Source organism: Ferruginibacter sp. (genome assembly GCF_031391665.1).
Classification (GTDB): domain Bacteria; phylum Bacteroidota; class Bacteroidia; order Chitinophagales; family Chitinophagaceae; genus Ferruginibacter.
On record NZ_JANMUN010000171.1, the window covers coordinates 66,015 to 90,398 of the forward strand.

Consider the following 24,384-nt stretch of genomic DNA (forward strand, 5'->3'; position numbering starts at 1 on the left):
ATCAAACTTCATTGGCGTCGCACTCTTCAACGGTATATCTTTATTCACCTTTTATCTAAGCGTAGATAAAAGGTTTTATGCCGCCGCAAAATTACGATAACATAACAAGATTACGCATCAATAAAATGATTGATTTTTTACTGTGGAAAACTGCTGTATAACCGCAATAAAAAGTGCCACTTTGTATAGTAGCACTAAACAATTTTATACAATAAAAGTTTACAATTGGTAGAAATTAAGCAGCATTGTCTGCTCAATATTATTCATACACAGCAAGTACCGGCACTTTGCTTTGATAAATCATTTTTTTTGTATGCTGGGTTTTAAACAACCTTTCGTAAAAACTATGGTGTTTTGGGGCAATAATTATCATGTCAATTTCTTTATCCTGTGTAAATAAATTAACCGCTTCATGAAAATCGTACAGCCGCATAAAATAAAACTCGGGTTTAAACTCTTTCAGCAATTCCTCCATTTTGTCCCGCTCTTCTTTAAAGGCAGTTGTTAAGGAAATGTAATGGCTGTCATCTACATTTAAAATATGCAGCGATGGTTTAAAATCATTCAGCACTCTTTTTACCGCAAGTAAAGTAGGGGTTTCATCTACATATTTCATTTCGGAAGTAATCAGTACATTTTCAACTGCTTTAAATTTTGCATCATCCGGAACAATTAAAACCGGGCAAACATTTTTTTCTGCCATCTTTAAAGTGTTGGATCCTGAAAAACGCTGCGCCAGTGATGATTTTCCTGTAAGGCCCATTACGATCATGTAAGCAGATTTTACGTGAGCATAAGCAGTAAGGCTATCAATAAAATTATCACCAGACTCTGTATAGGTTTCTATTTGAGATGCACAGGCCTGCAATTCTTTTTTAAGTGTGTTTAGATAATTTTGAGCTGTTGCCAAATCTTCGCCATCGGCATAATAATGGTACAAAATAATGTTTACATCATTTCTTTTTGCATACATATTGCAGGCATAATGCGCCGCATTAAAAGAAGTTTCAGAAAAATCCAGGGGAACGATAACTTGTAACATGTAATAATTTTTTACAAAATAACTGAAATTATACAGAACAGGCACACTAAATTTCTTGAGTATTAATAAAAGTTACCATTGGAGAGCAGCTTCAAAAAAACGATATTTGCACAATGGAAGAGGATTTACTGGAAAACTGGGAAAAAAAATCGGCCGACCACCAAAAAGTGTACAAGCAATTTTTGCACCGGGCCGATAAAAATAAAGTGCTGAAAGCATTGCCCGATCTGCATGAAGAAGCATTTGAAAAAATTGACTGCCTGCAATGCGGTAACTGCTGTAAAAGTTATTCGCCACGTTTTAAAGCACCGGATATTAAACGCATAAGCAAGCACCTTAAAATAAAAGAAGGCGATTTGATTAATAACTATCTTTTTGTGGATAGTGATGGTGATTATGTTATGAGAACAAAACCCTGTGCATTTTTGGGCACTGATAATTACTGCAGCATTTATGATGTACGCCCCAGCGATTGCCAGCGTTTTCCTTATACCGATGAAGATGTGCTGTTAAAAAGACAACCGCTTACTTTAAAAAATTCCAGCTTTTGCCCAATAGTTTATTTTGTGCTGGAGAAATTGAGTGCAGCGAAATTGTGATAGGTGTCTGGCCACTATCAAGACTCTGTAAAACAAAAAGATTTTCGTTTTCAAATGCTGTTAGATTCTAAAAACTTTTAGTAGTGGCCTGACACATAAGAATTTTTTTTGTAGTGGCCTGACCCTATTTAATCATAAGCTCTGCGAATGCAGCTTCTAATGGCCTAGTTAAACCATCGCCTTTCCATTCGCCAATACCGGGGAAAGTGGTTGCTTTTAAAATTTCCTCTTTTGTTTTGCCTGCTTTAATTTCTCCATCAACAAATTTTAATGCATTACCTAAATAATCGCCAAAGGCTTTTAAGTCCGAAGTGTTGGCCAGTATATCAAATCCTTCTGCCGAGTGGCCGCAAATTATCTGAGTTTTATTATCGAAAGTGGAAATGGCTTTATCCAAAACTTTTATCCAGTTGCCCATGTTGGCACCGGCGCTTTTATCTACAAAAGGATGGCGGCGGTTAAACATTAAATCTCCCATATGTACAATGTTGGCATGTTCAAAGTGCACCAAGCTGTCGCCGTTAGTATGGCCTGCACCAAAATAATGCATTGTAATTTTTTCTTTACCAATTTTTTGGCTCCAGGTATCGGTATAAGTTTGGTCGGGGTATAATTGTTTGTCTTCGTTTTTACTTTTTACGGCGCTGTTTTTTTGATTGGTCAAGGAGTTGGCGTGTGCCAGTACATGCTCCACCATTCCTTTAAAAGCAATATTGCCCGAAGAATGATCGCCATGATGGTGGGTGTTAATTAACAATTTGAATGGCTTTTCACTTTTCTTTTTCAGTTCATCAATTAAATGCTGGCTTTGCTCGGGAAATTGTGAATCTACCACCACCATTCCTTTTTTAGAAATATAAAATGCAATGGTGCCGCCTTTTTCGGTAAACACACCGATATCTTTGGTAAGCATTTTAATTTTCCATGCAGGTTGTGCAAAAAATGCTGCGGCTACATGTTTATTGAATAAGGCTAAGCCTGCAATTGTAAAGGAGGTATTGCGGAGGAAGGATCTGCGTTGCATAGTGATTTAGTTTTAGAATTGTAAATTACAAAATTGTAAACAAGAATGGGGTAAAATTGTTGCGGTTAATTGGTTAGGGAAGAAGATCCATTGAATATTTTAGCGAATGGCATTTGAAGACACGAACCAAGACGGAGAATTACGCTGGAATAAAAGTTCAATAAAGTTATGTCGTACAAGAGTGCGACGCCACCGCAGCCCAATAGAAATACCAATGCCCGTAACAAAATAAAAATAAAACCGCAGGTTTAATACTCCATCTTCTTTAAAGCAGGCGCTTTAAACCAGGTAACTACCACCACAAGCAACGTCATAAAACCACCAAAGATTACCGAGGGAACTAAGCCAAATGCACGGGAGGCAAAACCACTTTCAAACTGGCCGAGTTCGTTACTGCTGTTGATGAACATGGAGTTAACGGAAGACACACGGCCACGCATTTCGTCGGGGGTGGTGAGTTGTAAAATGGTGCCACGTACCATTACACTTATACCATCGCAAATACCGCTGCACAGCAATGCAACAAACGAAATAAAATATATACTGGAAAGGCCGAATGCAATAATGCAAATACCAAAACCTGCAACGGCAAGCAGCATTGTTTTGCCCTGCTTTTTTTTCATAGGGAAAAGTGTAAGCAAAATAATAACGGAAATAGCACCAATATCCGATGCTGCAGTTAGCCAGCCAAAACCAATGGGGCCGGTGTGTAAAATCTTTTCGCTGAATTCGGGTATTAAAGCCACGGCGCCACCAAATAACACTGCAAATAAATCAAGCGATATGGCACCCATCATAATTTTATTGTGGTACACAAAACGTAAACCTTCTTTTACACTATCCCATGCTCCAATATCTTTTTGCACATTTAAAATGGGTTTTCTTTTTATAAAAGATAAAATGGTTGCAGCAGTAATAATATAAATAAGCACAATGATAAAAGTATTATTTACGCCAATGCCTGCAATTAAAAAACCTGCACTTGCATGGCCAACAATAGACCCAATTAACCAGGTGGAAGAACTGATGTATGCGGCAAAGGGTAAAATATTTCGGGGTACTAATTGTGCAATGATGGCATTGGAAACCGGACCGGCAAATGCCCTTATAATTCCCGTTAAAAAAATGATGGCGTAAAAACAATATTCTAACCAGTGCTTGCTTAATTTTTGTTGTGCAGCGGGCAAAGTGCAAATTATTAACAGCACTACACAAAATGAATAAGCGATCATTCCTTTTAATAACAGGGTTCTTTTTTCTGATTTATCAATTACATGGCCGGCGTATAATGCCAGCGAAAAAACCGGTATAAATTCTGACAGGCCAACTAAACCAATAGCAAAAGAACTTTGTGTAAGCTGAAATAATTCGTACGCTACTACTGTGCCCACCATGCGTAAAGCCATGATGTAAACAAAACGGCAGATGATGTATAAACGGAATTCTTTTTCTTTAAGCGGGGAGAGTGCAGTTTTGTTGAATGATAAATTCATTACTGCGAAGGTGCAATTTTTTTTTGAAGTTTGAATGTGTTTTTTGCCGGGTGACTCACCCTTTGGGGGTGAGTCACCCGGTAAAAAAGTGCTACGGTAAACTTATATAATGCTGCCCATCTTCGTAGTCTTTATCCAAAGCATTAATAACAGTTTTTAAATGCAACTCGTTACCTAAAAAATCGGCATTAGAAGCATCAACAAAAAGTGTTTTAATATTATGCTGCTTGATGTACTGCGTATAAGTTTCCTGTAAAGAAAAAAGATAGTCGTTGGGTATGGATTGCTCGTAACCACGGTTGCGTTTTTTTATATTTTCCTGCAGTTTATTTACAGGGCTGTGCAGGTAAATTACAATATCGGGTTGCACAATTTGCGGATTGATAATGTCGAATAATTTTTGGTACAGGCGAAACTCTTCATCGGCCAAAGTAACTTTAGCAAACAACAGGCATTTAGTAAAAAGATAATCGGAGATGGTAATGTTTTGAAACATATCTTTTGTCTGCAACAGATCTTTCAATTGTTTATAGCGTTCTGCCATAAAAAAAAGCTCCAGCGGAAAAGCATACTGCTGCTGGTTTTCGTAAAATTTTGGTAAGAAGGGATTGTCTGCAAATTCTTCTAAAATTAAACGGGCATTAAAATGTTTGCTCAATAAATGTGCAAGGGTGGTTTTGCCGGCGCCAATATTTCCTTCAATAGTAACAAAATTATACTTCATAAAAATTATGTGCAAATATGCCAATGGGCAAATATGCAAGTAGAAGCTGCAAAATAAATGGAATAGTTTCTTTTGGCGTTAAATTTTATTCACAGTTAATTTATCGGGGCTGTTTCTTAATAATTGGTGGATAGTTTTATTTAGCAATGGATGTTTAAAGTTAGGAGAGAGCTGATTGAGTGGTACTAAAACAAAATTGCGGTTTTGCAATTGCGGGTGCGGTACCATTAAATTGGTAGTGTTAATAATTTCTTTGTTGAAAAAAAGTATATCGATATCAATAATACGGGGATCGTTTTTTTTATTTCTTATCCGGCCCATTTTTTTTTCAATGGTAAGAATGGATTGCATTGTTTGTGCTGCAGTAAGTTTTGTTTGCACAATAATTACCTGGTTTAAAAAATCGGGCTGGTTGGTATTGCCCCAGGCAGCGGTTTGATAAAGGGCAGATTTACGAACAGTTTTGCCAATTGTTTTTGCAATAAATTTTTGCGCAAGCAACAATTGTTTTTGCGGTTGCTGCTGGTTACTCCCCAATAAAAGATATAATTTATTCATTAAAAATTAAACAGGCGGTTATCAAATTTAAAAGGGTTGCTTTTGCTGATAACTATTTTTTTAAAATCTGAATGTAAAGGATTAAGCAGGTAATTGTTTTCTTCATCAATTACTGCCGATGGTATTTTAAGCAGAGCGGCTTGTTTATTTTTTAAAAATTCGGTTCCCATAAATCTTGTATAAGCTTCATCATCCTGCCAGTTTGGTTTTAATTTTTTATTTAAAATTATGGCGGGTATCATCGTATCGGGAATGCTGATTTTTAAAAGATGGTATTTAACACTGCTTTCGGTTAAACTTATATTAACCAGCATTTCCAGTACACACAATGAAATATGCTGCGAAGTATATAGTGCCTGGTGGCCTGGTACATTCCACCTGCCCCCGTAAATTTTAGCGCCCTGGCCAGAAAGGTCATCTTTGTAATTGGAGTTTGTAATTCTAAAAACTGTCATGCAAATATGCCGTGTTGTATTCTTCCTAATTGTGTTAATACTTTTTGAATACCTTCATTGGTAGTTAAAGATTCAAAAGATAAATTGCCTTCGAGCATGTAGGGGTTTCTTTTTATCCAGGAATAAAATAAATTTACATTGCCAAATGTAATAATGCCTTCTTTAATAACCTGGGCAATTTGCATGGCTCTTTCGGCATTGATGGGTGCAAAGGAGCCATTATTTTTTGCGTAACGTTGTAAGGTACGTTCGCTAACATGTAATATAGATGCCCACTCGGCTTGGGTAAAGGGTACTTTATCTGCAATTTTTTTAAATTCGTTGTATGTAAAATCTTTAAGTGCAGGCATTACTTTTACACTGCGGTAATAGGGCGCAATAGGTTCTTCTGCTTTGCTTAAAGCATCGGCTGATTTATATGCAACCGGTTTCTTTTTAGTTATTACTTTTTTCATTATCCGACATTTGACACCCAAATATACGACATCTGTCGGGTAATGCAAATTTTTTAAAATGCTTTTTTACCGATAGTTTTGCGGCTTAATTAATTCAGATGCAAAAGTACAGCCAGGTAAGGGCAATGTTGGCCATTACAAAAGCAAGCTTACGGTCAATTTTCCGCAGCCCCTCTGCGGTTATATTCAGTTTTGTTTTTCCTTTTATTTTTATTTTGGTTTTTGGTTTTATTGGTAACAATGGCGGCACACCGGTTTATAAAATTGTAATTGATAAAAACAGCGATACTGCCAATGCACTTTTTGATTCAATAAAAACAAGCAACCGGTTAAAAATTGTACAATTCAATTCGGAAAAAGAATTACAAATGAGTTTGGTAAAAGGAAAAATTGCTGGAGTTATCAAGATCACTAAAACAGGCAAAGAATTTCCGGCTTATGAATATGCTATTGCAACCACCAATGCCAGCGATGATAAATGGCCCCAGGTTTTACCCATATTAAATGCGATGTCCAATAAAATAAATGATGCCAAGTTTGCAAACCGGCCATCGTATGCAGCACAGGATAAAATAAATCCGGTAAACAGAACAGAAGTTAGAGAGTATAAAACTATTGATTTTATTTTGCCGGGACAGTTAGGTTTTTCTTTATTAAGCTCCGGTGTTTTTGGTGTAGCCTTTATGTTTTTTAATTTGAGAAATACACTTGTACTAAAAAGGTTTTTTGCCACACCTATTACCAGAACTTATATTGTTTTAGGAGAAGGTTTTGCCAGGGTAATTTTTCAGATGCTTACTGCTATTGTAATTATTTTAGTGGGTTATTTTTTGTTTGGTTTTACATTAGTTAATGGCTGGCAAACTTTGCTGGAAATGCTTGTGTTAAGCTTTTTAGGGTTATTAGTTTTTATGGGTTTTGGTTTTATTGTAAGCGGCCTGGCAAAAAGCGACAGTACCATTCCGCCTTTTGCAAACCTTATTACATTGCCGCAATTTTTACTGGGGGGTACTTTTTTTTCTGTAGAAGCTTTTCCCAGATGGTTGCAACCAATATCCAAAGCATTACCGCTTACTTATTTAAACACCGCCATGAGGGCTGTAGCTTTTGAAGGGCAAAATTTATGGGATGTAAGAAATGAAATAGGGGTTTTAATATTATGGGGAGTAATAGTATATGCTGTTGCAATTAAAGTTTTTAAATGGGAGTAAATACATGAAATATTTTAAATTTTTACTGATAAACATTATTGCCTTTTCTTTATTGTTCTTTTTGTTTTCGTTATTATTTCCATCGCAGGTGGTTACATCAAAAACAGTTTCCATAAATGAAAGTAAACGAGCTGTAATTGAAAAACTAAATAATACCGGTGATTGGAAAACGTGGAACGGATTTGTTAAAGAAGGTGTTGTTAAAAATAATACGCTTAACAACAGCGATACTATGTTTTTTTATTCGGTAACAAATAACCGGGAAATGATTTCAAACTTTATCATTTATGCCGAACCAACTAATTCGGTTTTGGTAAACTGGGCAGTTATTCAAAAATTGCCCTGGTATAAACCCTGGAAAAAATTCAGCGCAATGATTTTAAGTAAAAATGTAGCAGCTGTAATGGATACTTCGCTTACTAATTTAAAAGTGCAAATAGAAGCCGGTAAATAATAAACAGGCTTGTCAAACGCTTGGAGGGTTGTGTAATACCTTATGATTATAAAATTTTTCTGAACCCTCCAAGGGTTAAGGAAATTTAAACTTACTGCGGGAAACTAATTTTGCCCATAGTAACTGCCGGCATTCCTGCAATGCCTTTTTGCAAATAATCGCTATCACCACAAATACATTCGTTGGCCAGTACCGCAAACAATACAGCTTCTTTAGCATCGGGGTTTATGTTTAATGCAGTGGTAGTATCAAAACTAAAATTTGGCAAAGCTTTTTTTAAATGCAGCATCAGTAATGGGTTGTGCATACCGCCCCCGCTGGAAAAATTTTTGCAGGGATTATTTTTATCTCTTGTTTTTAAAATTGCATCGGTAATAGTATCTGCCGAAAATTTATTTAATGTTGCCATCGTATCTTCAACAGAAATATTTTGTGTAAAAGTTTTTTCTTTTGCTTTGTACAGGTAATCCAGATTAAATAATTCGGGCCCTGTAGTTTTTGGAAAAGGCTTTGCAAAAAAATCATTGTCTTTTAATGCATGTAATAAATCAGTATTAATTTTTCCTTTTAAAGCAACGGCAGCATTTTCATCAAAATATTTTCCGGAAAATTGTTGCTGCATGTAAGCATCCATCAGGGTATTGCCAGGGCCGGTATCGGTACTAAAAATTGCAGAACTGTCCATACTGCCCGGTAAAAAAGTAAAATTAGCAATACCGCCAATGTTTAATAAGATCCTGTCTTCGCCGGGTTTGCCAAAAATCAAATAATCGCCATACACTGCTAATGGTGCACCTTCGCCACCGGCGGCAATATGTTTTTGGCGAAAGTCGCTTATCGTAATTATTCCTGTTGCAACTGCTAAATGATCGCCATCGCCAATTTGTAAAGTAGCGTTGCCGAATTTACTTTGTCCGTGCAAAGTTTTTGGTGCATGATAAATAGTTTGTCCGTGGCTGGCAATTAAATCAACCTCCTCATTTTTTATATTCCATTTTTTTAAAAGAGTATTAATTATTGTTGCATGTTGTAATGCGATCCATGGATTTAATAAAGTAAGCTTTTCAAGATCAACTTCTTTTTTACTGAAAACATTTTTTATTTCATTTTTGAAATCATCATCAAATGCAATGGTTTCAAATTGAATTAACTCAAGCACTGTATGCAAGCCACTAGATGAAACATTGCACAAAGCAATATCCAGCCCATCTAACGAAGTGCCACTCATTAAACCAATAATTTTTCGTTCAGGTTTATTGGTAATATTGTAAAGCTGGCTGATATTTTTATTCATAATAGTAAATATAACAGTTGTTCATTAATTAGGCGAAAGCCAGTTTATGCAAACGATTGCGGTTTTTTGCGGCATTATTTATTGTTTCTGCAATTTTTTGCAGGTATTTATTTTTACTCTATCTTACGGTCACTTTAATACTGCAACTAACAATGCTTACAATTAAAAAGAGTGTTCTCATCCTGCACAGCAATGGCCAGTTATTATATTCTCTGCATTGCTATTTTGGTTTGAGTTCCTTTCGCCACTTTAATAAAACAAAAAAATCTTTTCTTATTAAAAAATACCAGCATCAAATTATGCATTTACATTAATGCAGGAAGTTGATGCAGGTTTTTAATAATTAAAAAACTGCCCCTGTTAAAATTTAGCCGTTAAAGCCTGCCCTTTTAAACCACAATTAAAATTAGTAAACAATTAAAACTGCGACATGAAAAATTACATTTTAAAAAAGTTAAGCAAATACAAAGTGCTTAGTTTTTTTCTGCTTATGAACCTGTTTGCCATAACTGCAATGGCCCAGGTAAAAATAGGTGGAAAGGTAACTGATGCAAAAGGAAAAGGCATACCTGATGTTTCTGTTACTCTTAAAAACGATAATAGTGGTACTTCAACAGCTATTGACGGTTCTTATCAATTAAATACTACTTTAAAAAACGGCACTTACGTAGTTGTATTTTCTGGTGTTGGCTTTAAAACAACTGAACAAACTATTACTGTAAGTGGGGCAGATGTTAACGCAAATGCACAACTGCAAACAGATGCCTTGGGTTTAGATGAAGTAGTAGTGATAGGTTCATCATTATCACAATCACGTAAGCAATTAGGTAACACTGTAAACTCAGTAAGTGCAAAACAATTACAAAATACCGGCAGTGGTAATATTGGTGCTGCATTACAAGGTAAAGTCCCAGGAGCACAAATTTCGCAAACAAGCGGAGATCCTTCAGGTGGAATATCTGTTAGAATGAGAGGAACGAGTACAATCAGCGGCAGTTCAGAACCTTTATATGTTGTAGACGGTGTTGTAGTTAGTAACAGTACTACTAATGTAACTAACTTAAATGTGCCTGCAGGTGCAAGAGCAGAAATTGGTACTAATAGAATGGCGGATATTAATCCAAACGATATTGAAAAAATTGATATTATACCAGGAGCTGCCGCTTCTGCAATTTATGGATCCAGAGCCAGTAACGGGGTAGTTTTAATAACTACTAAAAAAGGTAAATCTGGCGCAATGAAAGTTGATTTTAGTACAAGTCTTATTTCAAATTCACTAAGAAAAAAGGTTTATATTTCAACTTATGGTAAACAGTTTGGTACTGCTGGTTTACGCTTAGGTAATATTAGTAATGCTAATACCTCACCAACACCTTATACTGGTGCTACAATAAATTATACAAGGCCTGATGGTATTTTAAGAACTTTAGCAACAGATTTAGTTGATGTGACAAGGTATGATTATCAAGATGAAATTTTTCAAAAAGGACTTGGAACCGACAATTATCTTTCAGTAAGTGGTGGTACAGATAAAACAAAATACTTTTTTAGCGGAGGTTATTACAACAATGAGGGTATTGTTAAGGGCACCAATTTTAGAAGATTTAATTTTAAATCGAGGGTGGAAACTAACCTTAGCAAATATGTAACTGTTATAGGCGGTGTGGCATATACCAATAGTTTCTCAAACGAAAAACCAAATGGTAATGTATTTTGGAGCCCTATTAACAGTATAAACATTACAAACAATTTATACGACATTACACAAAGGGATGCAGCCGGTAATTTAAAAGGTGTGGAACCTACAAGAGTAAACCCATTAAGTGTAATTGAAGATATGAAACTGACACAGGCTGTAAACCGAACTATTACAGACCTGCAAATAAAAATTAAGCCTGTACGGGGTTTAAGTATAGATTATATTTTAGGCATTGACAATATTGCACAAGAAGGAAAAAATGCCATCGAAAGATATCCATACATTTCTGCACAAGAAGGTTTAGGATATGCTTCAAGTGCTTTAGTAAATTCATTCTCTATAAATAATGATTTCAATATTTCCTACAACACTAAATTTAATAAGTTAACTTCTTTAACTACTGTTGGTTTTAATCATCAATATCAAAGTATAACCGGTTTGTTTAATGAAGGAAGAGATATGTTAAATGGCATATCCACCATTAATGGTGCAGCAGTGGTTTTGCCAGCAAGATATACCGATGATAAAAGACAAGTGTTTGGCGGTTATGCACAAGAAACTTTTGGTTATAACAATATTTTATTTTTAACTGCCGCTGGCAGAATTGATGGAAGTACTTCTTTTCCAAAAGATAGCAGAACCTATTTTTACCCTAAATTAAGTGGTAGCTGGAATATAAGTGATATGGCATTTTGGGATAAAGCAAAAATGAATTGGTTTAGCTCGGCACGCTTAAGAGCAAGCTGGGGGCAGGCAGGAAATTTAACTGGTATTGGCAGTTATGACAGATTTACCAATTATTCAGCAAGCAATATAAATGGCCTGGCTACATATAATATCAATACGGCTTTAGGTAACGAAATTGTACAACCCGAAAGAGCAAGTGAGTTTGAATTTGGAGCCGATTTATCTTTCTTAAATAATAAAGTTGGAATTAATTTCACTGTATATGATAAAAAAATAATTGAAAACTCATTATTGGTAGAAAGAACATTAGCACCAAGTAGTGGAGGTAGCAGCAGATTTGAAAATATAGGAAACCTTACTAACAAAGGATGGGAATTGGGCATTAATGCAACCGCTGTACAAAACAGAAATTTTAACTGGACCTTATACGGTTCCGTTAACAGAAACAAAAATTTAATTACTGCATCAAGTCAGGTATCACCAATTACATTAGCAAATAATGGTGGATCACCTTCTGTAATACTTGCAGGTTATCCGGCTGGTGCTTTCTTTGGTAATTATTTTAAAAGAGATGCTAATGGCAATTTGACTTTAGATGCAAGCGGAAGACCAATTGCTGAAACAACAACAGGTACCAACCTTGCCAGAAAAGTAATTGGCAACCCTAACCCAGATTGGATTGTTAGTTTTAGCAATAGTATTAATTATAAAAAATTAGCGTTTAGCTTTTTATTAGATGGCGCTTTTGGTCAGGAAGTATTTAACGCCGATAGAAGAACAAGACAGGGTGTTGGCATTGGCGATTATGCTGAAAAAGAAGCTAAAGGCCTGTTGCCACGTGGTTATATCTGGAGCATTTATGCCACTGAAGAGTGGAGAGTAGAAAGCGGCTCTTATTTAAAATTAAGAGAAGTTGCTTTAAGCTATGAGTTACCTAAATTTTTAAAATTTGTTTCGTCCTCTACTATTTCTGTAGTAGGCAGAAACTTAGTAAGCTGGGATACTTATGACGGTTATGACCCAGAAACAAATGCAGGCGGTAATAGTGCTGTTTTAAGAGGGATAGATTTTGGTAATGTACCCATTCCTAAAACTTTTCAGGTAACTTTTAAGGCATCATTTTAATTATTAAAAAAGTACAACAATGAAAAAAATATTAAATGAAATAACGATTATACTGCTTATTGCTGGTGTTGCTGTCAGCACATCTTCCTGCAATAAAGAATATGTAAACCCCAGCGCAGGTTCTGTGCCCAGTGTTACTACAAATGTGGATGCGCTAATGAATCTTTGCGCAGGCATGCAAAGAAGATTTACTGTTGGTCGGCAAAGTCCTCTTTATAATGCACCTATTGGTGGAGCTTATGCTGTTTTTGGATTAAACACTTTGAATGCAGGCAATTTGACAGAGGCTGCATTGCAAGCTGGTAAAGGTGCCGTACAACCGGGCAACAGTACTGTTACACAATTATGGGGGCAAAACTTATTATTAAAAACAGAAGCAGAAACAATTTTAGACAATTTAGGTATTGCAACCGATGCAGGCGATAAAGTTGGATTAAAAGCGTATGCAAGTATTTTTTATGCTTTAAGCTTGGGAACATTAGCTCAGTTTTATGAGCAAATTCCTTTAACAAAAGGATTAAACGCAACTTTCTCTCCACGTATTGATGCTATCCAAAAAGCAATAACTGTATTAGAAAGTGCAGATGCAGATTTAACCACCACTAATCCCAGTGCGAAGTTTTTAACTAAAGTCCCAGCTGGGATAGACGCTAAAAATACAGTGAAAGCTTTACTGGCACGTTATTATAATATGCATAGTATGGCAACTGGAACTTATAATGCTGTAAGTGGCAACAAAGCAATTACGTTTGCTGGTGCAGCAAGTACAACTGTAAAATCTGAATTTAGATTTTCTGCTGCAACACCTAATCCTTTAGGAGAACAAAATGTAACTGTAAATGTATATGGTGCTATTGATTCTACCTTGGGATTAAAAAATGGCCTTGCTCCAGTACCTGCTTCAACAGAACCTAGAATAGGATTTTATATTAGTAAGGTTGGTGGTATTTATCCAATGAAAGGATTCGCTGCAATAATAACAACACCCTACCCAGTTTATTTACCTGGAGAAATGAGTTTAATTATAGCAGAAAACTATGCCAGGCAAAATAATTTTGCTGCTTCCAAAACGGCATTAGATGCAGTACGCACTAAAACAACTGATGTTTATGGTATTGGTGCTAACCAACCTGCTTACAGCGGAACATTAGATCAGGCAAGTTTACTTACAGATATTTACAAGCAACGCAGAATTGAATTATTTATGAGTGGTATGGAATTGGAGGATGCAAGAAGATTTGCCCGTCCTGCTCCAAATTCAACAACGGAGGAGAGGAACAGAACTTTTTATCCTTATCCATTTACCGAAAGGGATAATAATACAAATACACCCGCAGATCCGGCAATTTAAGAGTTTAGCAGTCCTCATAATAGCAGCCCTGGTTACAGCAATGTAGCTGGGGTTTTTTATTTTGCAAATGCAACGGTAGGCAATAATCAATTGTCAACTTACTGAATATGTTTACATGGAGCATGAACAACTGCTGGTAAAAGAATGTTTAAATAATAACCGGGCATCGCAAAAACAACTGTACAACCAGTTTGCCGAAGTAATGCTGGGGGTTTGCTATCGTTATACAAAATCGCTTGCAGATGCCGAAGATGTACTGCAGGAAGGATTTATAAGGGTATTTAAAAATTTGCATCAGTACAGGTTTGATGGCGAACTGGGGGCCTGGGTAAGAAGGATAATGGTTACTACCGCACTGAATTATTTAAAACGAAATGCTAAATATCAAAATGACCTGGCTTTTGAAAAATTAGACCTGCACCCGGTTACAGATGATAACCCCGAAATAAAATTAAATACCAAAGAGCTGGCTTCTTTAATTCAGCAATTGCCTACTGGCTACCAAACCATTTTTAATTTACATGCCGTGGAAGGCTATACGCATGTGGAGATTGGTGAATTGCTGGGTATAACCGACGGCACTTCCCGTAGCCAGTATGCAAGAGCAAGAGCATTAATGATAACGTGGGTAAAAAAATATTATTCAGATAATAAAATGCAGTCGTATGCAAAATAGTGAATTTGAAAAAAATGTGCAGCAAAAAATGGAGGAGTTAAAACTTACTCCGGCAGATGCTGTATGGCAAAAAGTGGAAGCGGAATTGCCAAAAGAAAAAAAACGCCGCTGGATTGTTTTTCTTTTATTGTTTGCCGGTTTATCAGCAGGTTCGTTCCTGTTCATGAATAAATATAAAGACAACGATAAAAAAATAATAACTGATAACCTTGCAGCAAAGAAAAATATTTTAGATAGTTCAGCTGCTCCAAATTCAATTGATTCAAATAAAGAAAAACCTGTTGGCGATGCTATTGTTTTATCAAAAAATGAAGTGCTGATTGATATACCAGAAAGTAAGCTCAAACAAAATTTAAAATCATCGGGTTTAAAAATAAAAATTAAGCAAGGAAATGTTTTAGAATTAAGTACTAAATCAGAAACAGATTTAGTAACAAAAAATAATATTCATTTAAAAACAAAAGGCAAAACAAGTGTTTCAATAAAAAAACCGGCACCCACTTCGGCTGCGGAAGAAATAATTGTAAATGAACCTGCAGAAAATGAAAGCAGTACTACTGCAAAAAATACGGTTGCTGCTGATACAGTTTTGTTATCAAATAATAATTTGAAGGATGAAATTGAAGTGCCTGAAATTAAAAAAACTGAACTTGATATAATGCCAGTATTAAGAAAAGATACTACAGTGGCCTCAACTGCTAAAAAAACAGCAAAGAAAATAAGTGATGTAAAATGGCAATACCGAATTAATGCAGCAGCAGGAGTTTCTACTGTTAAAAACAACTTGTTTAATAATACACCTGTTTTTTTTGATGCGAATGCAAACGCAATTTCGGCTCCGCCAATTAACCCCCAGGTTAGAGTGCAGCCAGCTAATCCATCAAAAAGTGGTGCATTTAGTTTTGGTTTATATGCACAAAAAATAATTAATGATAAGTGGAAGTTTACAACGGGGTTAAATTATTTGTATCAAAGTAATATTATTAAAATTGGCAACCGGGTAGATTCAATGACTAACTACAATTATGATGTTAATAAAAGTATTGCTGCTGATTATTATTACAAAACAGGTAACACCGCCACTTATAAAAATAAATTTCATTTTATCGAAATGCCATTTTTGTTTCGGTATAAGCTTTTAAAAAAATCTTCATTATATGTTGAGGCAGGGCCTTCCGTTGCTTTTTTAATAAATTCAAATGCACTGGTTTATAACAGTAATTCCACAGCTTATTTTACTGACAGGGCAATTTTTAATAAGCTTTTATTTTCTTTTAATACAGGTGCAGGTATTGATCTTGCACAAAAAACAAAGTTTCCTTTTTCCATTGGTTATCATTTTAATTATGGTATAAGTTCGGTAACAAAAAAATCATTTGGTAAACAACATTTAGTAAGTTCTTTAGTGTATTTAAAAATCCCATTTAAAAAATAAATTAATTCTAATGCAACGGTAGTTTAAAGTGCATTGTCAACCCTTAAAATAATTAGTTATGAAAAATTTAATCAGCAAAACAATAGCTTTAGTTTTTTGTACAGCATTTTTGTTTTTACTACCGGGTTGTGTAAAAGACACTTGTTCTAAAACGTATACTTACACATATTTTCAACCGGTGTATAAAACTACGGCCGAAGTAAGGGCTAATATTAAAAGCAATGCCTCTAAAGCTGTAACAAACCCCGGTAAAATTTATATTAAGGATAATTATATTTTTTTGAATGAAGTAAATAAGGGCATTCACATAATAGATAATACAAATCCTGCAAGCCCAAAAAATTTTGCTTTTATAGATATTCCCGGTAATGTTGATATTGCTGTGAAGGGTGACATCTTATATGCAGATTTTTATACCGACCTGGTGGCCATGGATATCAGCAATCCATTAAATATAGCTGTAACAAAATTTGTAAACGGCGTTTTTCCTGAACGTTTTTATTATGGCTTTAATGTAGATTCTACTAAAGTGGTTTATGACTGGGTTAAAAAAACTGAAACAGTAGCAGTTGATTGTAATGACGGGGTAATTGCGCCTTTTAATGGTGGTGGAATTTTGTTTAATACTGCAGATGCAGGAATGTCTTCTTTCAAATCCAACAGTTCACCTGTTGGTATCAGCGGCTCTTTAGCAAGATTTGCTTTGCTAAATGATTACATGTATTCTGTATCCAACGATTCATTACGTGTTGTAAATGTTTCATCAAATGCAAATCCATTTATTGTAAATGCCATCAATTTAGGATGGGGAATAGAAACGGTATTTCCTTTTAAAGACAAATTATTTATTGGGTCAAACACGGGTATGTTTATTTATGGCGTACAAAATCCTGTTAATCCTGTTAAGCTGGGATCGTTTAACCATGTGCGTACCTGCGACCCTGTAATTGCCGATGATAATTTTGCTTATGTTACTTTACACTCCGGTACAAGATGTACAGGTTTTACCAATCAGTTAGATGTTTTAAATATCACCAATATACAATCGCCGCAATTGATAAAATCTTATCCTTTAACCAGCCCTCGGGGTTTAAGTAAAGATGGTAACCTGTTATTTATTTGTGATGGTAATGATGGATTAAAAGTTTTTGATGCTGCAAATCCTAATTCAATTTCGTTGATAAAACAATTTGTAATTGCCGAAGCAAATGATGTAATAGCGTATAATAATATTGCATTGGTAGTTGCAAAAGATGGATTGTATCAATATGATTATACAAATGCTGCTGATATAAAATTACTTTCAAAAATTGCAGTGCAAAATTAGAATGCTGAAGTATTTATTTACAATAATATTGGTTTTTACTTGTTGCTTAAAAGTTGCTGCACAAAAGAAAAGTGCAGCAGCTTTTAATTCTTACAATTCGGCAGGTTTTATTGCAGGTAAATTGCCTGTTGCATTTGCCGCACAAACCGAAAATGGGATAGCATATAAAAAATGGTTTGCAGGCGCAGGCGTAGCTATCGATATGTACTATAAAGAAACATTACCAGTATTTGCTGCTTTTAAAAAAGAGATATCTTTAAAAACTAACAGTTTGTTTTTTTATGTAAATGCCGGAAAAAACATTGTAGCAAAAGACAAGAAAATAGTGGGTACATTTTCAACCGTTGAAACAAAAGGAGGTTTTTATGCGGATGGCGGTTTTGGGTATAAAATAAAAATAGCAAAAAAAGGCAGCGTCTTTTTTAGTATTGGTAATACTGTAAAAAACATCAGGCAAATTGAAACCACTTCAGATTTTTTTGGAATGCAAGGAATTTCTGATACCCACTATAAATTCAGCCGCCTTGTTTTTAGAATGGGTTACCAGTTTTAAGTTTGTATAAATTTTAAATTTCTTTTTACTCCTTCAAACTTACTCCGCTTTAATGGAGAGTTTTTAAAAATTATTTTAAAACTTTCTGCTGTTAATTCTTCCCAGTCATTTTTAGTAAAATTTAAAATTTCGGATAGAGGAGAAAAATTAATTTCATTGGTTGGTTTACTAAAGCGGTTCCAGGGGCAAACATCCTGGCAAACATCGCAACCAAACATCCAGTTATCAAATTTGCCTTTCATTGTGTCAGGTATCAACGCATCTTTTAATTCGATTGTAAAATAAGAAATACATTTGCTGCCGTCAATAACTTTGTCGGGCAATATAGCATCGGTAGGGCAGTGGTCGATACATTTTGTGCAGGTGCCGCAATAATCTTTTGCAAATGCATCATCATACTCCAATTCTAAATCGGTAATTAATGTAGCAATAAAAAAAAACGAACCCGATTGCTTATTAATTAAATTTCCATTTTTACCTACCCAGCCCAGGCCACTTTTTTGTGCCCAGCTTCTCTCTAATACCGGGGCGCTGTCAACAAAACCACGGCCATTAATATCACCAATATTTTCTTTTATGTATTGAAGCAGGAGTTTTAATTTATCTCTAATTACTTCGTGATAATCTTTTCCAAAAGCATATTTTGAAATTTTCGGCACATCAGTATTTTGTTGTTGCGACGGAAAATAATTCAACAATAAGGTAATAACGGATTTTGCGCCGGGTACTAATTTAGAAGGATCAATTCTTAACTCAAAATTATTTTCCATGTACTGCATGCTGCCGTTAAAATTTTTACCCAGCCATTGTTCCAGTCTTCTGGCATCATCATCTAAACGTACTGCTTTAGCTATACCGCAAAAATCGAAACCTAAGCTTGCTGCATAGTTTTTAATAAGTGTTGTATTATTTTCTGCAGCGTTCATTAGTCCTGGTTAGTATCTTCTATATGCAGTTTATGAAAAAAGCGGTGAGCAATTGGCGCAATTAAAATGCCAATGGTGCTTATAAAAGCAACGCCGCTGAATAATGCATACGCCGATGCAAATACTTTAGCAGCATTTGTTAAAACTATTTTTGCATCAATTACCGGCCCCATGCCACTTAATAACATCGATGCATTTAATAAACTGTCGTACCAGTCAAATTCCGGTATAGTAAATTTATATCCTAAAATACCAATCAGCAGGCATACCATCATTATTGAAATACCAAAGGCTGCGCTTTTCCAAAGCCTTTGGTGGTAAACATGCTTAGGTGCCAGCCGTAGTTTTTTATTTGGCGTCATGCATTTCAATTTATATAAAAATACAAAAGCCCTGCAATATTATGCAAGGCAGTTCAGTAAGTTTGTGATAAAAGCTTATAACTGACTTAAGAGTATTGGTTATTGAATGCCCAATATCTTTTTAATTTTTTAATCTATAATTTCCCTTTTTTCATTAGATGCTGTGCAAGGATTTAGGGGCTAAAATTTTATATCGTATCCAACAGTGCCTATCAATTCAAAATAACCAAAGTTGTGGTTAACTCTTCCGCTACCTGCAGCCAGTGCATTGGTGTAGTTGGCAAAACCTGTTTTTGCGGTACCTTCCAAAAACCATTTCTTTCCAAAGTACCAGCGGGCACCGCCTTCGGCGCCAATACAATAACCGGCAATATGAAATTTATTATCTACCCTCTTACCGCTAAGTGTTACATCAGTTTTTGGTATAAGTATTCCGGCGCCAGCTTTCCATAAGCCCGTAAATAGAGGTCTGGAACCATTACTTTTTAAAACATACTGTCTTACATAATTTATTTGGTAAAAGTTAGCACCATTAGTATGTTCAAATTGCAAATCAGATTTGCTGAATGCAGTGTCTTTATCAAAATAAGTTGAGCCAATAGTTCCTTTAGCATGCAGCAATTGATTATTGTAAACAATATACTTTGCATGATCGTAATTTATTTCAATTGCTTTATTATGTTCGTTATTCAGGTAAAATCCAATGCGGTAATTATATTGAGGGATACTAATTTCTACAGGATTTTTTGTAATAGCATCTAAATCATTTCTGTCGTGGGCTACTGCTTTGTAAATTGTAAAGTCGTGCTTTACACCATTAACCACATCCCTGAAATGGATAGTGCTTTTGGTATACCATTCGGTATTGTATCCCCATTGGAGATACATGCCTTTAAACAACTTATTTTTATTTTGCGAAAATGCGTACAGGAAATTTACTGTAAGCAAAAGCAGTACGGATATTTTTTTCATTGCGGTTTTAAGCTGCCGCAAATTTAGGGTAAATGGTTGTAAATTCTTACTTCACAGCTAAAGCTTCATCTACAATTTTTTTCAGCTCTTTGTACCTTTCGTTTCTGCCTTTACTTTTAAGGTTAAACGTCATTAAAAAACCTGCATATTGCTTTTTAGTATCTACCCATGGAAAACTGCCAAATAATCCAGGGCTTGTGACAGCATCAGATGGTTTATCACCAATCACATCTTCCATCGTCCATTCTCCAAAGCCATAGCCCCAATTACCGGCCTCGGCTGGAGATGAAATAATTACAGCATCTTTGGCTACACGATTTTTTTGCATTTCAATTACTGATGTTTTACTTAAAATTTTTTTGCCGTTAAACATGCCTTCCTGCAAAATCATTTGTAAAAAATTACTATAATCTGCGGCGGTACTCCATGCACCACCGGCAGGTAAAGCCACTTTACCTTTTCCAAAATCGCTGTTTAACATGTTGCAGGGTTTTGCAATTCGTTCTCCAAATAATGTTTCAAAACTTTTGCCGCTTACTTTCTCAATAATGGCTCCTGCAATTTGTAAACCGGTATTACTGTAATGAAAAGTTTTTCCCGGTTCACCTTCCATAGGTTGTTTTGAAATCGCTTCAATCGCTTCATCCATGCTTTTCATTTCTTTCATTACATTCATAGATTCTTTTAACGAACCCGATTTTATACCAGTTAAATGACTTAGGCATTGCCATATTTTGATGTTACCTTTTCTGTTTGCGGTCATTATGGGTAAATATTTACCCACAGTATCTTCTAAACGCAATTTGCCCTCATCCACAAATGTCATTACTAAAGCAGCACTTAGCCATTTGCTGCAACTGGCAATTCTTTCCCTGGTGCTGATAGTAAAATCCTGCATCATTTCATCTGCATCTTTGCCCTGCCTTTTGGCAATAAATTTCCCTATTCTTTTTTGCCTGCTGCTTAGTTCGTTTTCAGCTTTACTATACACTAATTTACCATCTTTATAAATCACCAGTACAGCCCTCCCTCCAATCTCTTTTAAATTGTTACTTAACCAATCATCTACTTTGCTAAAATTATATTGAGAAAAACCTGCCTGTAACAATAGCATGAAAAGTATAAGCAGGCTGAATTTGCGGCAGAAGAGTTGAGCTTTTAGTGACATAATAGCACTGGTTTTTGTATAGTAAAAAAATGAATGATTTTTGAGTAATACTATGCAATCAGATGAAAATCTGCAAAAAAAGTTTAATCATCAATTTAAAAAAAGTCCCCCTTTAGGGGCGGAGGGGTATGAGTTTACAAAATTTAACCATAAAATCGCAGGAAAGAATTCAGCATGCACAACAATTGGCATTTAATAATAATAATGCCAATATTGAAACAGAGCATTTGCTGCAATCTTTATTGGATGATGCAGATTCTGCCATTGAATTTTTATTAAAAAAGAATAACGTTAACATCAATTTTGTAGAAACAAAGTTGAAAGAGAGTATAAACAAACTGGCAAAAGTTTCAAGTGGCGAACCTGCACAAAATGTAAGCAGGGATATGAACAATGTATTGCTGCGGTCCTCTAATATTCTAAAACAATTTAACGATGAGTTTGTAGCACCGGAGCATTTGTTAATTGCTTTGCTGCAGCAAAATGATAACACCGCTAAAATTTTAAAAGATGCCGGCCTTACCGAAAAAGGTTTAGTGGCTGCAACTAAAGAATTAAAAAAAGGTTCTACCGTTTCTTCTCAAACCAGCGAAACACAGTTTAACGCTTTAAATAAGTATGCTAAAAATTTAATTGAAATGGCAAGGCAGGGCAAGCTGGATCCTGTTATTGGAAGAGATGAAGAAATACGCAGAACACTGCACATTTTATCAAGAAGAAGTAAAAATAACCCCATTTTGGTGGGTGAACCGGGTGTGGGTAAAACTGCCATTGCCGAAGGATTGGCCATGCGTATTGTAAACGGCGATGTGCCAGAAAATTTAAAAAGTAAAATCATTTTTGCTTTAGATATGGGGCAGTTAATTGCCGGTGCAAAATATAAAGGCGAGTTTGAAGAAAGACTAAAAAGCGTGGTAAAAGAAGTAAGCAGCAGCGACGGAGAAATTATTTTATTTATTGACGAAATACACACATTAGTTGGCGCAGGCGGTGGCGATGGAGCTATGGACGCTGCCAATATTTTAAAACCTGCTTTGGCAAGGGGAGAGTTGAGGGCTATTGGTGCCACTACCTTAAGTGAGTATCAAAAATTCTTTGAAAAAGATAAAGCGCTCGAACGCCGTTTTCATAAAGTAATGATTGACGAACCTTCGATAGAAGATGCGGTTTCAATTTTACGTGGATTAAAGGACCGGTACGAAACTTACCATCATGTGCGTATAAAAGATGAGGCAATCATTGCTGCAGTGGAACTATCGCACCGCTATATTACCGACCGTTTTTTACCCGACAAAGCCATTGATTTAATTGACGAAAGTGCAGCCAAACTTCGTTTGGAAATGAACAGCATGCCCGAAGAACTGGATAAGTTGGAAAGGCAAATTCGCCAGTTAGAAATAGAAAGAGAAGCCATAAAAAGAGAAGATGATGCGGTAAAATTAAAAGAACTGAATACAGAAATTGCTAATCTTTCTGTAGAAAGAGATACTTATAAAGCCAAATGGCAGCAGGAAAAAGAGATTGTTGAAAAAATTCAAAATGCCAAAGCTGCCATTGAGCAACTAAAGTTATCTGCAGAAAAAGCAGAAAGAGAAGGTGATTATGGCAAGGTTGCAGAGATTCGTTATGGCAAAGTGCAGGAGCAGGAAAAGATTGTAGAAGATTTAACTAAAGAGCTGGATAGCAGCAGCGAAAAACGGATGCTGAAAGAAGAAGTTGATGCAGAAGATATTGCAGAAAATGTGGCTAAGGCAACAGGAATTCCTGTAGCAAAAATGCTGCAAAGCGAAAGGGAAAAACTGCTATTTCTGGAAGAAGAGTTGCACAAAAGGGTAGTGGGGCAAGATGAAGCGATTGAAGCAGTATCAGATGCTATACGCAGGAGCAGGGCGGGTTTGCAGGATCCTAAAAAACCTATTGGTTCTTTTATTTTCCTTGGTACAACCGGTGTTGGTAAAACAGAGCTGGCCAAGGCTTTAGCCGATTATTTGTTTGATGATGACGGCATGATGACCCGTATTGACATGAGCGAATACCAGGAAAAACACTCTGTAAGCCGGCTTGTTGGGGCGCCTCCGGGCTACGTTGGTTACGATGAAGGCGGTCAGTTAACAGAGGCGGTAAGGAGAAAACCCTACAGTGTTGTACTGCTTGATGAGATAGAAAAGGCAAATCCTGACGTTTTTAATGTACTTTTGCAAGTATTGGATGATGGCAGGCTTACGGATAACAAAGGTCGTATAGTAAATTTTAAAAATACCATCATCATAATGACGAGTAATATGGGTAGCCATATTATTCAGGAAAATTTTGAAAAAGTAACGGAAAAGAACAAGGATGAGGTGGTAGAAAGAACAAAAGATGAAGTAATGGTGTTACTAAGGCAAACTATTCGTCCGGAGTTTTTAAACCGTATTGATGAAGTGATTATGTTTCAGCCTTTAATGAAGAAAGAGATTAAAGGTATCATCAAAATTCAGTTAGATAATTTAAGGCAACTGGTAGCACAAAGCGGTATTAATTTACAGTTTGGAGATTATGCTTTGGATTATCTGGCAGAAAACGGATACGATCCTCAATTTGGTGCCAGGCCATTAAAAAGGCTGATACAAAAAGAGATAGTAAACCAGTTGAGTAAAAAAATACTTGCAGGAACGATTGATAAAACAAAACCGGTTTTGGTAGATGTATTTGACGGCACAGTGGTTTTTAGAAACGATGTGCATGAGCCGGAAAAAGAAGCAGCCGCAAAAAAATAATAGTAAAACATTAGATTAATAAAACAAACTGTTGT

Annotated in this window: 22 protein-coding genes; 10 read left to right on the plus strand and 12 right to left on the minus strand. The window is 35.7% G+C overall.

Annotated features, from left to right (window positions below):
* Positions 1-259: 259 nt before the first annotated feature.
* Positions 260-1,042, minus strand: coding sequence for a universal stress protein (locus tag ACY651_RS12860; protein WP_462253349.1), 783 nt, complete (start codon positions 1,040-1,042; stop codon positions 260-262).
* A 113-nt stretch (positions 1,043-1,155) separates the two neighbouring features.
* On the opposite strand from ACY651_RS12860, the gene ACY651_RS12865 reads away from it, so the two are divergent.
* Positions 1,156-1,641: a YkgJ family cysteine cluster protein gene (locus ACY651_RS12865; protein ID WP_462253351.1), complete on the plus strand. Its 486-nt coding sequence runs from the start codon at positions 1,156-1,158 to the stop codon at positions 1,639-1,641.
* Between the two features lie 124 nt (positions 1,642-1,765).
* On the opposite strand, the gene ACY651_RS12870 is transcribed toward ACY651_RS12865, so the two are convergent.
* The 6 genes from ACY651_RS12870 to parS all read right to left on the minus strand — a co-directional run bounded on the left by ACY651_RS12870 (position 1,766) and on the right by parS (position 6,350).
* Entirely contained in the window at positions 1,766-2,665 is a 900-nt protein-coding gene (locus ACY651_RS12870; protein WP_462253353.1) for an MBL fold metallo-hydrolase, read from the minus strand.
* A gap of 248 nt (positions 2,666-2,913) precedes the next feature.
* Entirely contained in the window at positions 2,914-4,158 is a 1,245-nt protein-coding gene (locus ACY651_RS12875) for an MFS transporter (RefSeq protein ID WP_462253355.1), read from the minus strand.
* Positions 4,159-4,249: 91 nt separating this feature from the next.
* Positions 4,250-4,882, minus strand: coding sequence for a deoxynucleoside kinase (locus ACY651_RS12880; protein WP_462253357.1), 633 nt, complete (start codon positions 4,880-4,882; stop codon positions 4,250-4,252).
* Positions 4,883-4,960: 78 nt separating this feature from the next.
* Positions 4,961-5,440 (minus strand): 2-amino-4-hydroxy-6-hydroxymethyldihydropteridine diphosphokinase, encoded by a 480-nt coding sequence (gene folK, locus ACY651_RS12885; protein WP_462253359.1) that lies wholly within the window; start codon positions 5,438-5,440, stop codon positions 4,961-4,963.
* Positions 5,440-5,895, minus strand: coding sequence for an RES family NAD+ phosphorylase (locus ACY651_RS12890; RefSeq protein WP_462253361.1), 456 nt, complete (start codon positions 5,893-5,895; stop codon positions 5,440-5,442). The genes folK and ACY651_RS12890 overlap by 1 nt, the downstream gene beginning before the upstream one ends.
* The gene (gene parS / locus ACY651_RS12895; protein ID WP_462253363.1) at positions 5,892-6,350 is read right to left on the minus strand and encodes a type II RES/Xre toxin-antitoxin system antitoxin; all 459 of its coding nucleotides are present in this window, start codon (positions 6,348-6,350) and stop codon (positions 5,892-5,894) included. Before parS ends, ACY651_RS12890 begins: the two co-directional genes overlap by 4 nt.
* A 98-nt stretch (positions 6,351-6,448) precedes the next feature.
* Between parS and ACY651_RS12900 the strand changes: the two genes are divergently transcribed.
* Together ACY651_RS12900 and ACY651_RS12905 are read left to right on the plus strand one after the other, a co-directional pair.
* The gene (locus ACY651_RS12900) at positions 6,449-7,561 is read left to right on the plus strand and encodes an ABC transporter permease (RefSeq protein ID WP_462253365.1); all 1,113 of its coding nucleotides are present in this window, start codon (positions 6,449-6,451) and stop codon (positions 7,559-7,561) included.
* A 4-nt stretch (positions 7,562-7,565) separates the two neighbouring features.
* A complete protein-coding gene (locus tag ACY651_RS12905; RefSeq protein WP_462253367.1) occupies positions 7,566-8,015 on the plus strand; it encodes a hypothetical protein in 450 nt (149 codons plus the stop codon).
* A 91-nt stretch (positions 8,016-8,106) separates the two neighbouring features.
* Here the strand turns inward: ACY651_RS12905 and ACY651_RS12910 are convergent, their stop codons facing one another.
* Positions 8,107-9,309 (minus strand): anhydro-N-acetylmuramic acid kinase, encoded by a 1,203-nt coding sequence (locus tag ACY651_RS12910; RefSeq protein WP_462253369.1) that lies wholly within the window; start codon positions 9,307-9,309, stop codon positions 8,107-8,109.
* A 430-nt stretch (positions 9,310-9,739) separates the two neighbouring features.
* Between ACY651_RS12910 and ACY651_RS12915 the strand changes: the two genes are divergently transcribed.
* The 6 genes from ACY651_RS12915 to ACY651_RS12940 all read left to right on the plus strand — a co-directional run bounded on the left by ACY651_RS12915 (position 9,740) and on the right by ACY651_RS12940 (position 18,162).
* The gene (locus tag ACY651_RS12915) at positions 9,740-12,820 is read left to right on the plus strand and encodes a SusC/RagA family TonB-linked outer membrane protein (RefSeq protein WP_462253371.1); all 3,081 of its coding nucleotides are present in this window, start codon (positions 9,740-9,742) and stop codon (positions 12,818-12,820) included.
* A gap of 19 nt (positions 12,821-12,839) precedes the next feature.
* The gene (locus tag ACY651_RS12920) at positions 12,840-14,171 is read left to right on the plus strand and encodes a RagB/SusD family nutrient uptake outer membrane protein (protein ID WP_462253373.1); all 1,332 of its coding nucleotides are present in this window, start codon (positions 12,840-12,842) and stop codon (positions 14,169-14,171) included.
* Positions 14,172-14,286: 115 nt separating this feature from the next.
* Positions 14,287-14,847 (plus strand): RNA polymerase sigma factor, encoded by a 561-nt coding sequence (locus ACY651_RS12925; RefSeq protein WP_462253375.1) that lies wholly within the window; start codon positions 14,287-14,289, stop codon positions 14,845-14,847.
* A complete protein-coding gene (locus tag ACY651_RS12930; protein WP_462253377.1) occupies positions 14,837-16,282 on the plus strand; it encodes a porin family protein in 1,446 nt (481 codons plus the stop codon). Before ACY651_RS12925 ends, ACY651_RS12930 begins: the two co-directional genes overlap by 11 nt.
* Before the next feature lie 58 nt (positions 16,283-16,340).
* Complete coding sequence (locus ACY651_RS12935) at positions 16,341-17,609, plus strand: LVIVD repeat-containing protein (protein ID WP_462253379.1); 1,269 nt, start codon at positions 16,341-16,343, stop codon at positions 17,607-17,609.
* Position 17,610: 1 nt separating this feature from the next.
* Positions 17,611-18,162: a hypothetical protein gene (locus ACY651_RS12940; RefSeq protein ID WP_462253381.1), complete on the plus strand. Its 552-nt coding sequence runs from the start codon at positions 17,611-17,613 to the stop codon at positions 18,160-18,162.
* Here the strand turns inward: ACY651_RS12940 and queG are convergent.
* The 4 genes from queG to ACY651_RS12960 form a co-directional block, all read right to left on the minus strand.
* The gene (gene queG / locus ACY651_RS12945) at positions 18,159-19,088 is read right to left on the minus strand and encodes a tRNA epoxyqueuosine(34) reductase QueG (RefSeq protein WP_462253383.1); all 930 of its coding nucleotides are present in this window, start codon (positions 19,086-19,088) and stop codon (positions 18,159-18,161) included. The genes ACY651_RS12940 and queG overlap by 4 nt on opposite strands.
* A complete protein-coding gene (locus tag ACY651_RS12950; RefSeq protein ID WP_462253385.1) occupies positions 19,088-19,450 on the minus strand; it encodes a hypothetical protein in 363 nt (120 codons plus the stop codon). Before ACY651_RS12950 ends, queG begins: the two co-directional genes overlap by 1 nt.
* A 180-nt stretch (positions 19,451-19,630) precedes the next feature.
* Positions 19,631-20,422, minus strand: a complete 792-nt coding sequence (locus ACY651_RS12955) for a hypothetical protein (protein WP_462253387.1) — start codon at positions 20,420-20,422, stop codon at positions 19,631-19,633.
* A 46-nt stretch (positions 20,423-20,468) separates the two neighbouring features.
* Entirely contained in the window at positions 20,469-21,590 is a 1,122-nt protein-coding gene (locus ACY651_RS12960) for a serine hydrolase domain-containing protein (RefSeq protein ID WP_462253389.1), read from the minus strand.
* Between the two features lie 128 nt (positions 21,591-21,718).
* Here ACY651_RS12960 and clpB point away from each other — a divergent pair, with 128 nt between their 5' ends.
* The gene (gene clpB, locus ACY651_RS12965; protein WP_462253391.1) at positions 21,719-24,349 is read left to right on the plus strand and encodes an ATP-dependent chaperone ClpB; all 2,631 of its coding nucleotides are present in this window, start codon (positions 21,719-21,721) and stop codon (positions 24,347-24,349) included.
* The last annotated feature ends 35 nt before the right edge of the window (positions 24,350-24,384 follow it).

Bases quoted from the DNA above. Each gene is read 5' to 3' on its own strand.
- ACY651_RS12860 (WP_462253349.1), bottom strand. From the start codon at position 1,042: ATGTTACAAGTTATCGTTCCCCTGGATTTTTCTGAAACTTCTTTTAAT.
- ACY651_RS12865 (WP_462253351.1), top strand. From the start codon at position 1,156: ATGGAAGAGGATTTACTGGAAAACTGGGAAAAAAAATCGGCCGACCAC.
- ACY651_RS12870 (WP_462253353.1), bottom strand. From the start codon at position 2,665: ATGCAACGCAGATCCTTCCTCCGCAATACCTCCTTTACAATTGCAGGC.
- ACY651_RS12875 (WP_462253355.1), bottom strand. From the start codon at position 4,158: ATGAATTTATCATTCAACAAAACTGCACTCTCCCCGCTTAAAGAAAAA.
- ACY651_RS12880 (WP_462253357.1), bottom strand. From the start codon at position 4,882: ATGAAGTATAATTTTGTTACTATTGAAGGAAATATTGGCGCCGGCAAA.
- folK (WP_462253359.1), bottom strand. From the start codon at position 5,440: ATGAATAAATTATATCTTTTATTGGGGAGTAACCAGCAGCAACCGCAA.
- ACY651_RS12890 (WP_462253361.1), bottom strand. From the start codon at position 5,895: ATGACAGTTTTTAGAATTACAAACTCCAATTACAAAGATGACCTTTCT.
- parS (WP_462253363.1), bottom strand. From the start codon at position 6,350: ATGAAAAAAGTAATAACTAAAAAGAAACCGGTTGCATATAAATCAGCC.
- ACY651_RS12900 (WP_462253365.1), top strand. From the start codon at position 6,449: ATGCAAAAGTACAGCCAGGTAAGGGCAATGTTGGCCATTACAAAAGCA.
- ACY651_RS12905 (WP_462253367.1), top strand. From the start codon at position 7,566: ATGAAATATTTTAAATTTTTACTGATAAACATTATTGCCTTTTCTTTA.
- ACY651_RS12910 (WP_462253369.1), bottom strand. From the start codon at position 9,309: ATGAATAAAAATATCAGCCAGCTTTACAATATTACCAATAAACCTGAA.
- ACY651_RS12915 (WP_462253371.1), top strand. From the start codon at position 9,740: ATGAAAAATTACATTTTAAAAAAGTTAAGCAAATACAAAGTGCTTAGT.
- ACY651_RS12920 (WP_462253373.1), top strand. From the start codon at position 12,840: ATGAAAAAAATATTAAATGAAATAACGATTATACTGCTTATTGCTGGT.
- ACY651_RS12925 (WP_462253375.1), top strand. From the start codon at position 14,287: ATGGAGCATGAACAACTGCTGGTAAAAGAATGTTTAAATAATAACCGG.
- ACY651_RS12930 (WP_462253377.1), top strand. From the start codon at position 14,837: ATGCAAAATAGTGAATTTGAAAAAAATGTGCAGCAAAAAATGGAGGAG.
- ACY651_RS12935 (WP_462253379.1), top strand. From the start codon at position 16,341: ATGAAAAATTTAATCAGCAAAACAATAGCTTTAGTTTTTTGTACAGCA.
- ACY651_RS12940 (WP_462253381.1), top strand. From the start codon at position 17,611: ATGCTGAAGTATTTATTTACAATAATATTGGTTTTTACTTGTTGCTTA.
- queG (WP_462253383.1), bottom strand. From the start codon at position 19,088: ATGAACGCTGCAGAAAATAATACAACACTTATTAAAAACTATGCAGCA.
- ACY651_RS12950 (WP_462253385.1), bottom strand. From the start codon at position 19,450: ATGACGCCAAATAAAAAACTACGGCTGGCACCTAAGCATGTTTACCAC.
- ACY651_RS12955 (WP_462253387.1), bottom strand. From the start codon at position 20,422: ATGAAAAAAATATCCGTACTGCTTTTGCTTACAGTAAATTTCCTGTAC.
- ACY651_RS12960 (WP_462253389.1), bottom strand. From the start codon at position 21,590: ATGTCACTAAAAGCTCAACTCTTCTGCCGCAAATTCAGCCTGCTTATA.
- clpB (WP_462253391.1), top strand. From the start codon at position 21,719: ATGAGTTTACAAAATTTAACCATAAAATCGCAGGAAAGAATTCAGCAT.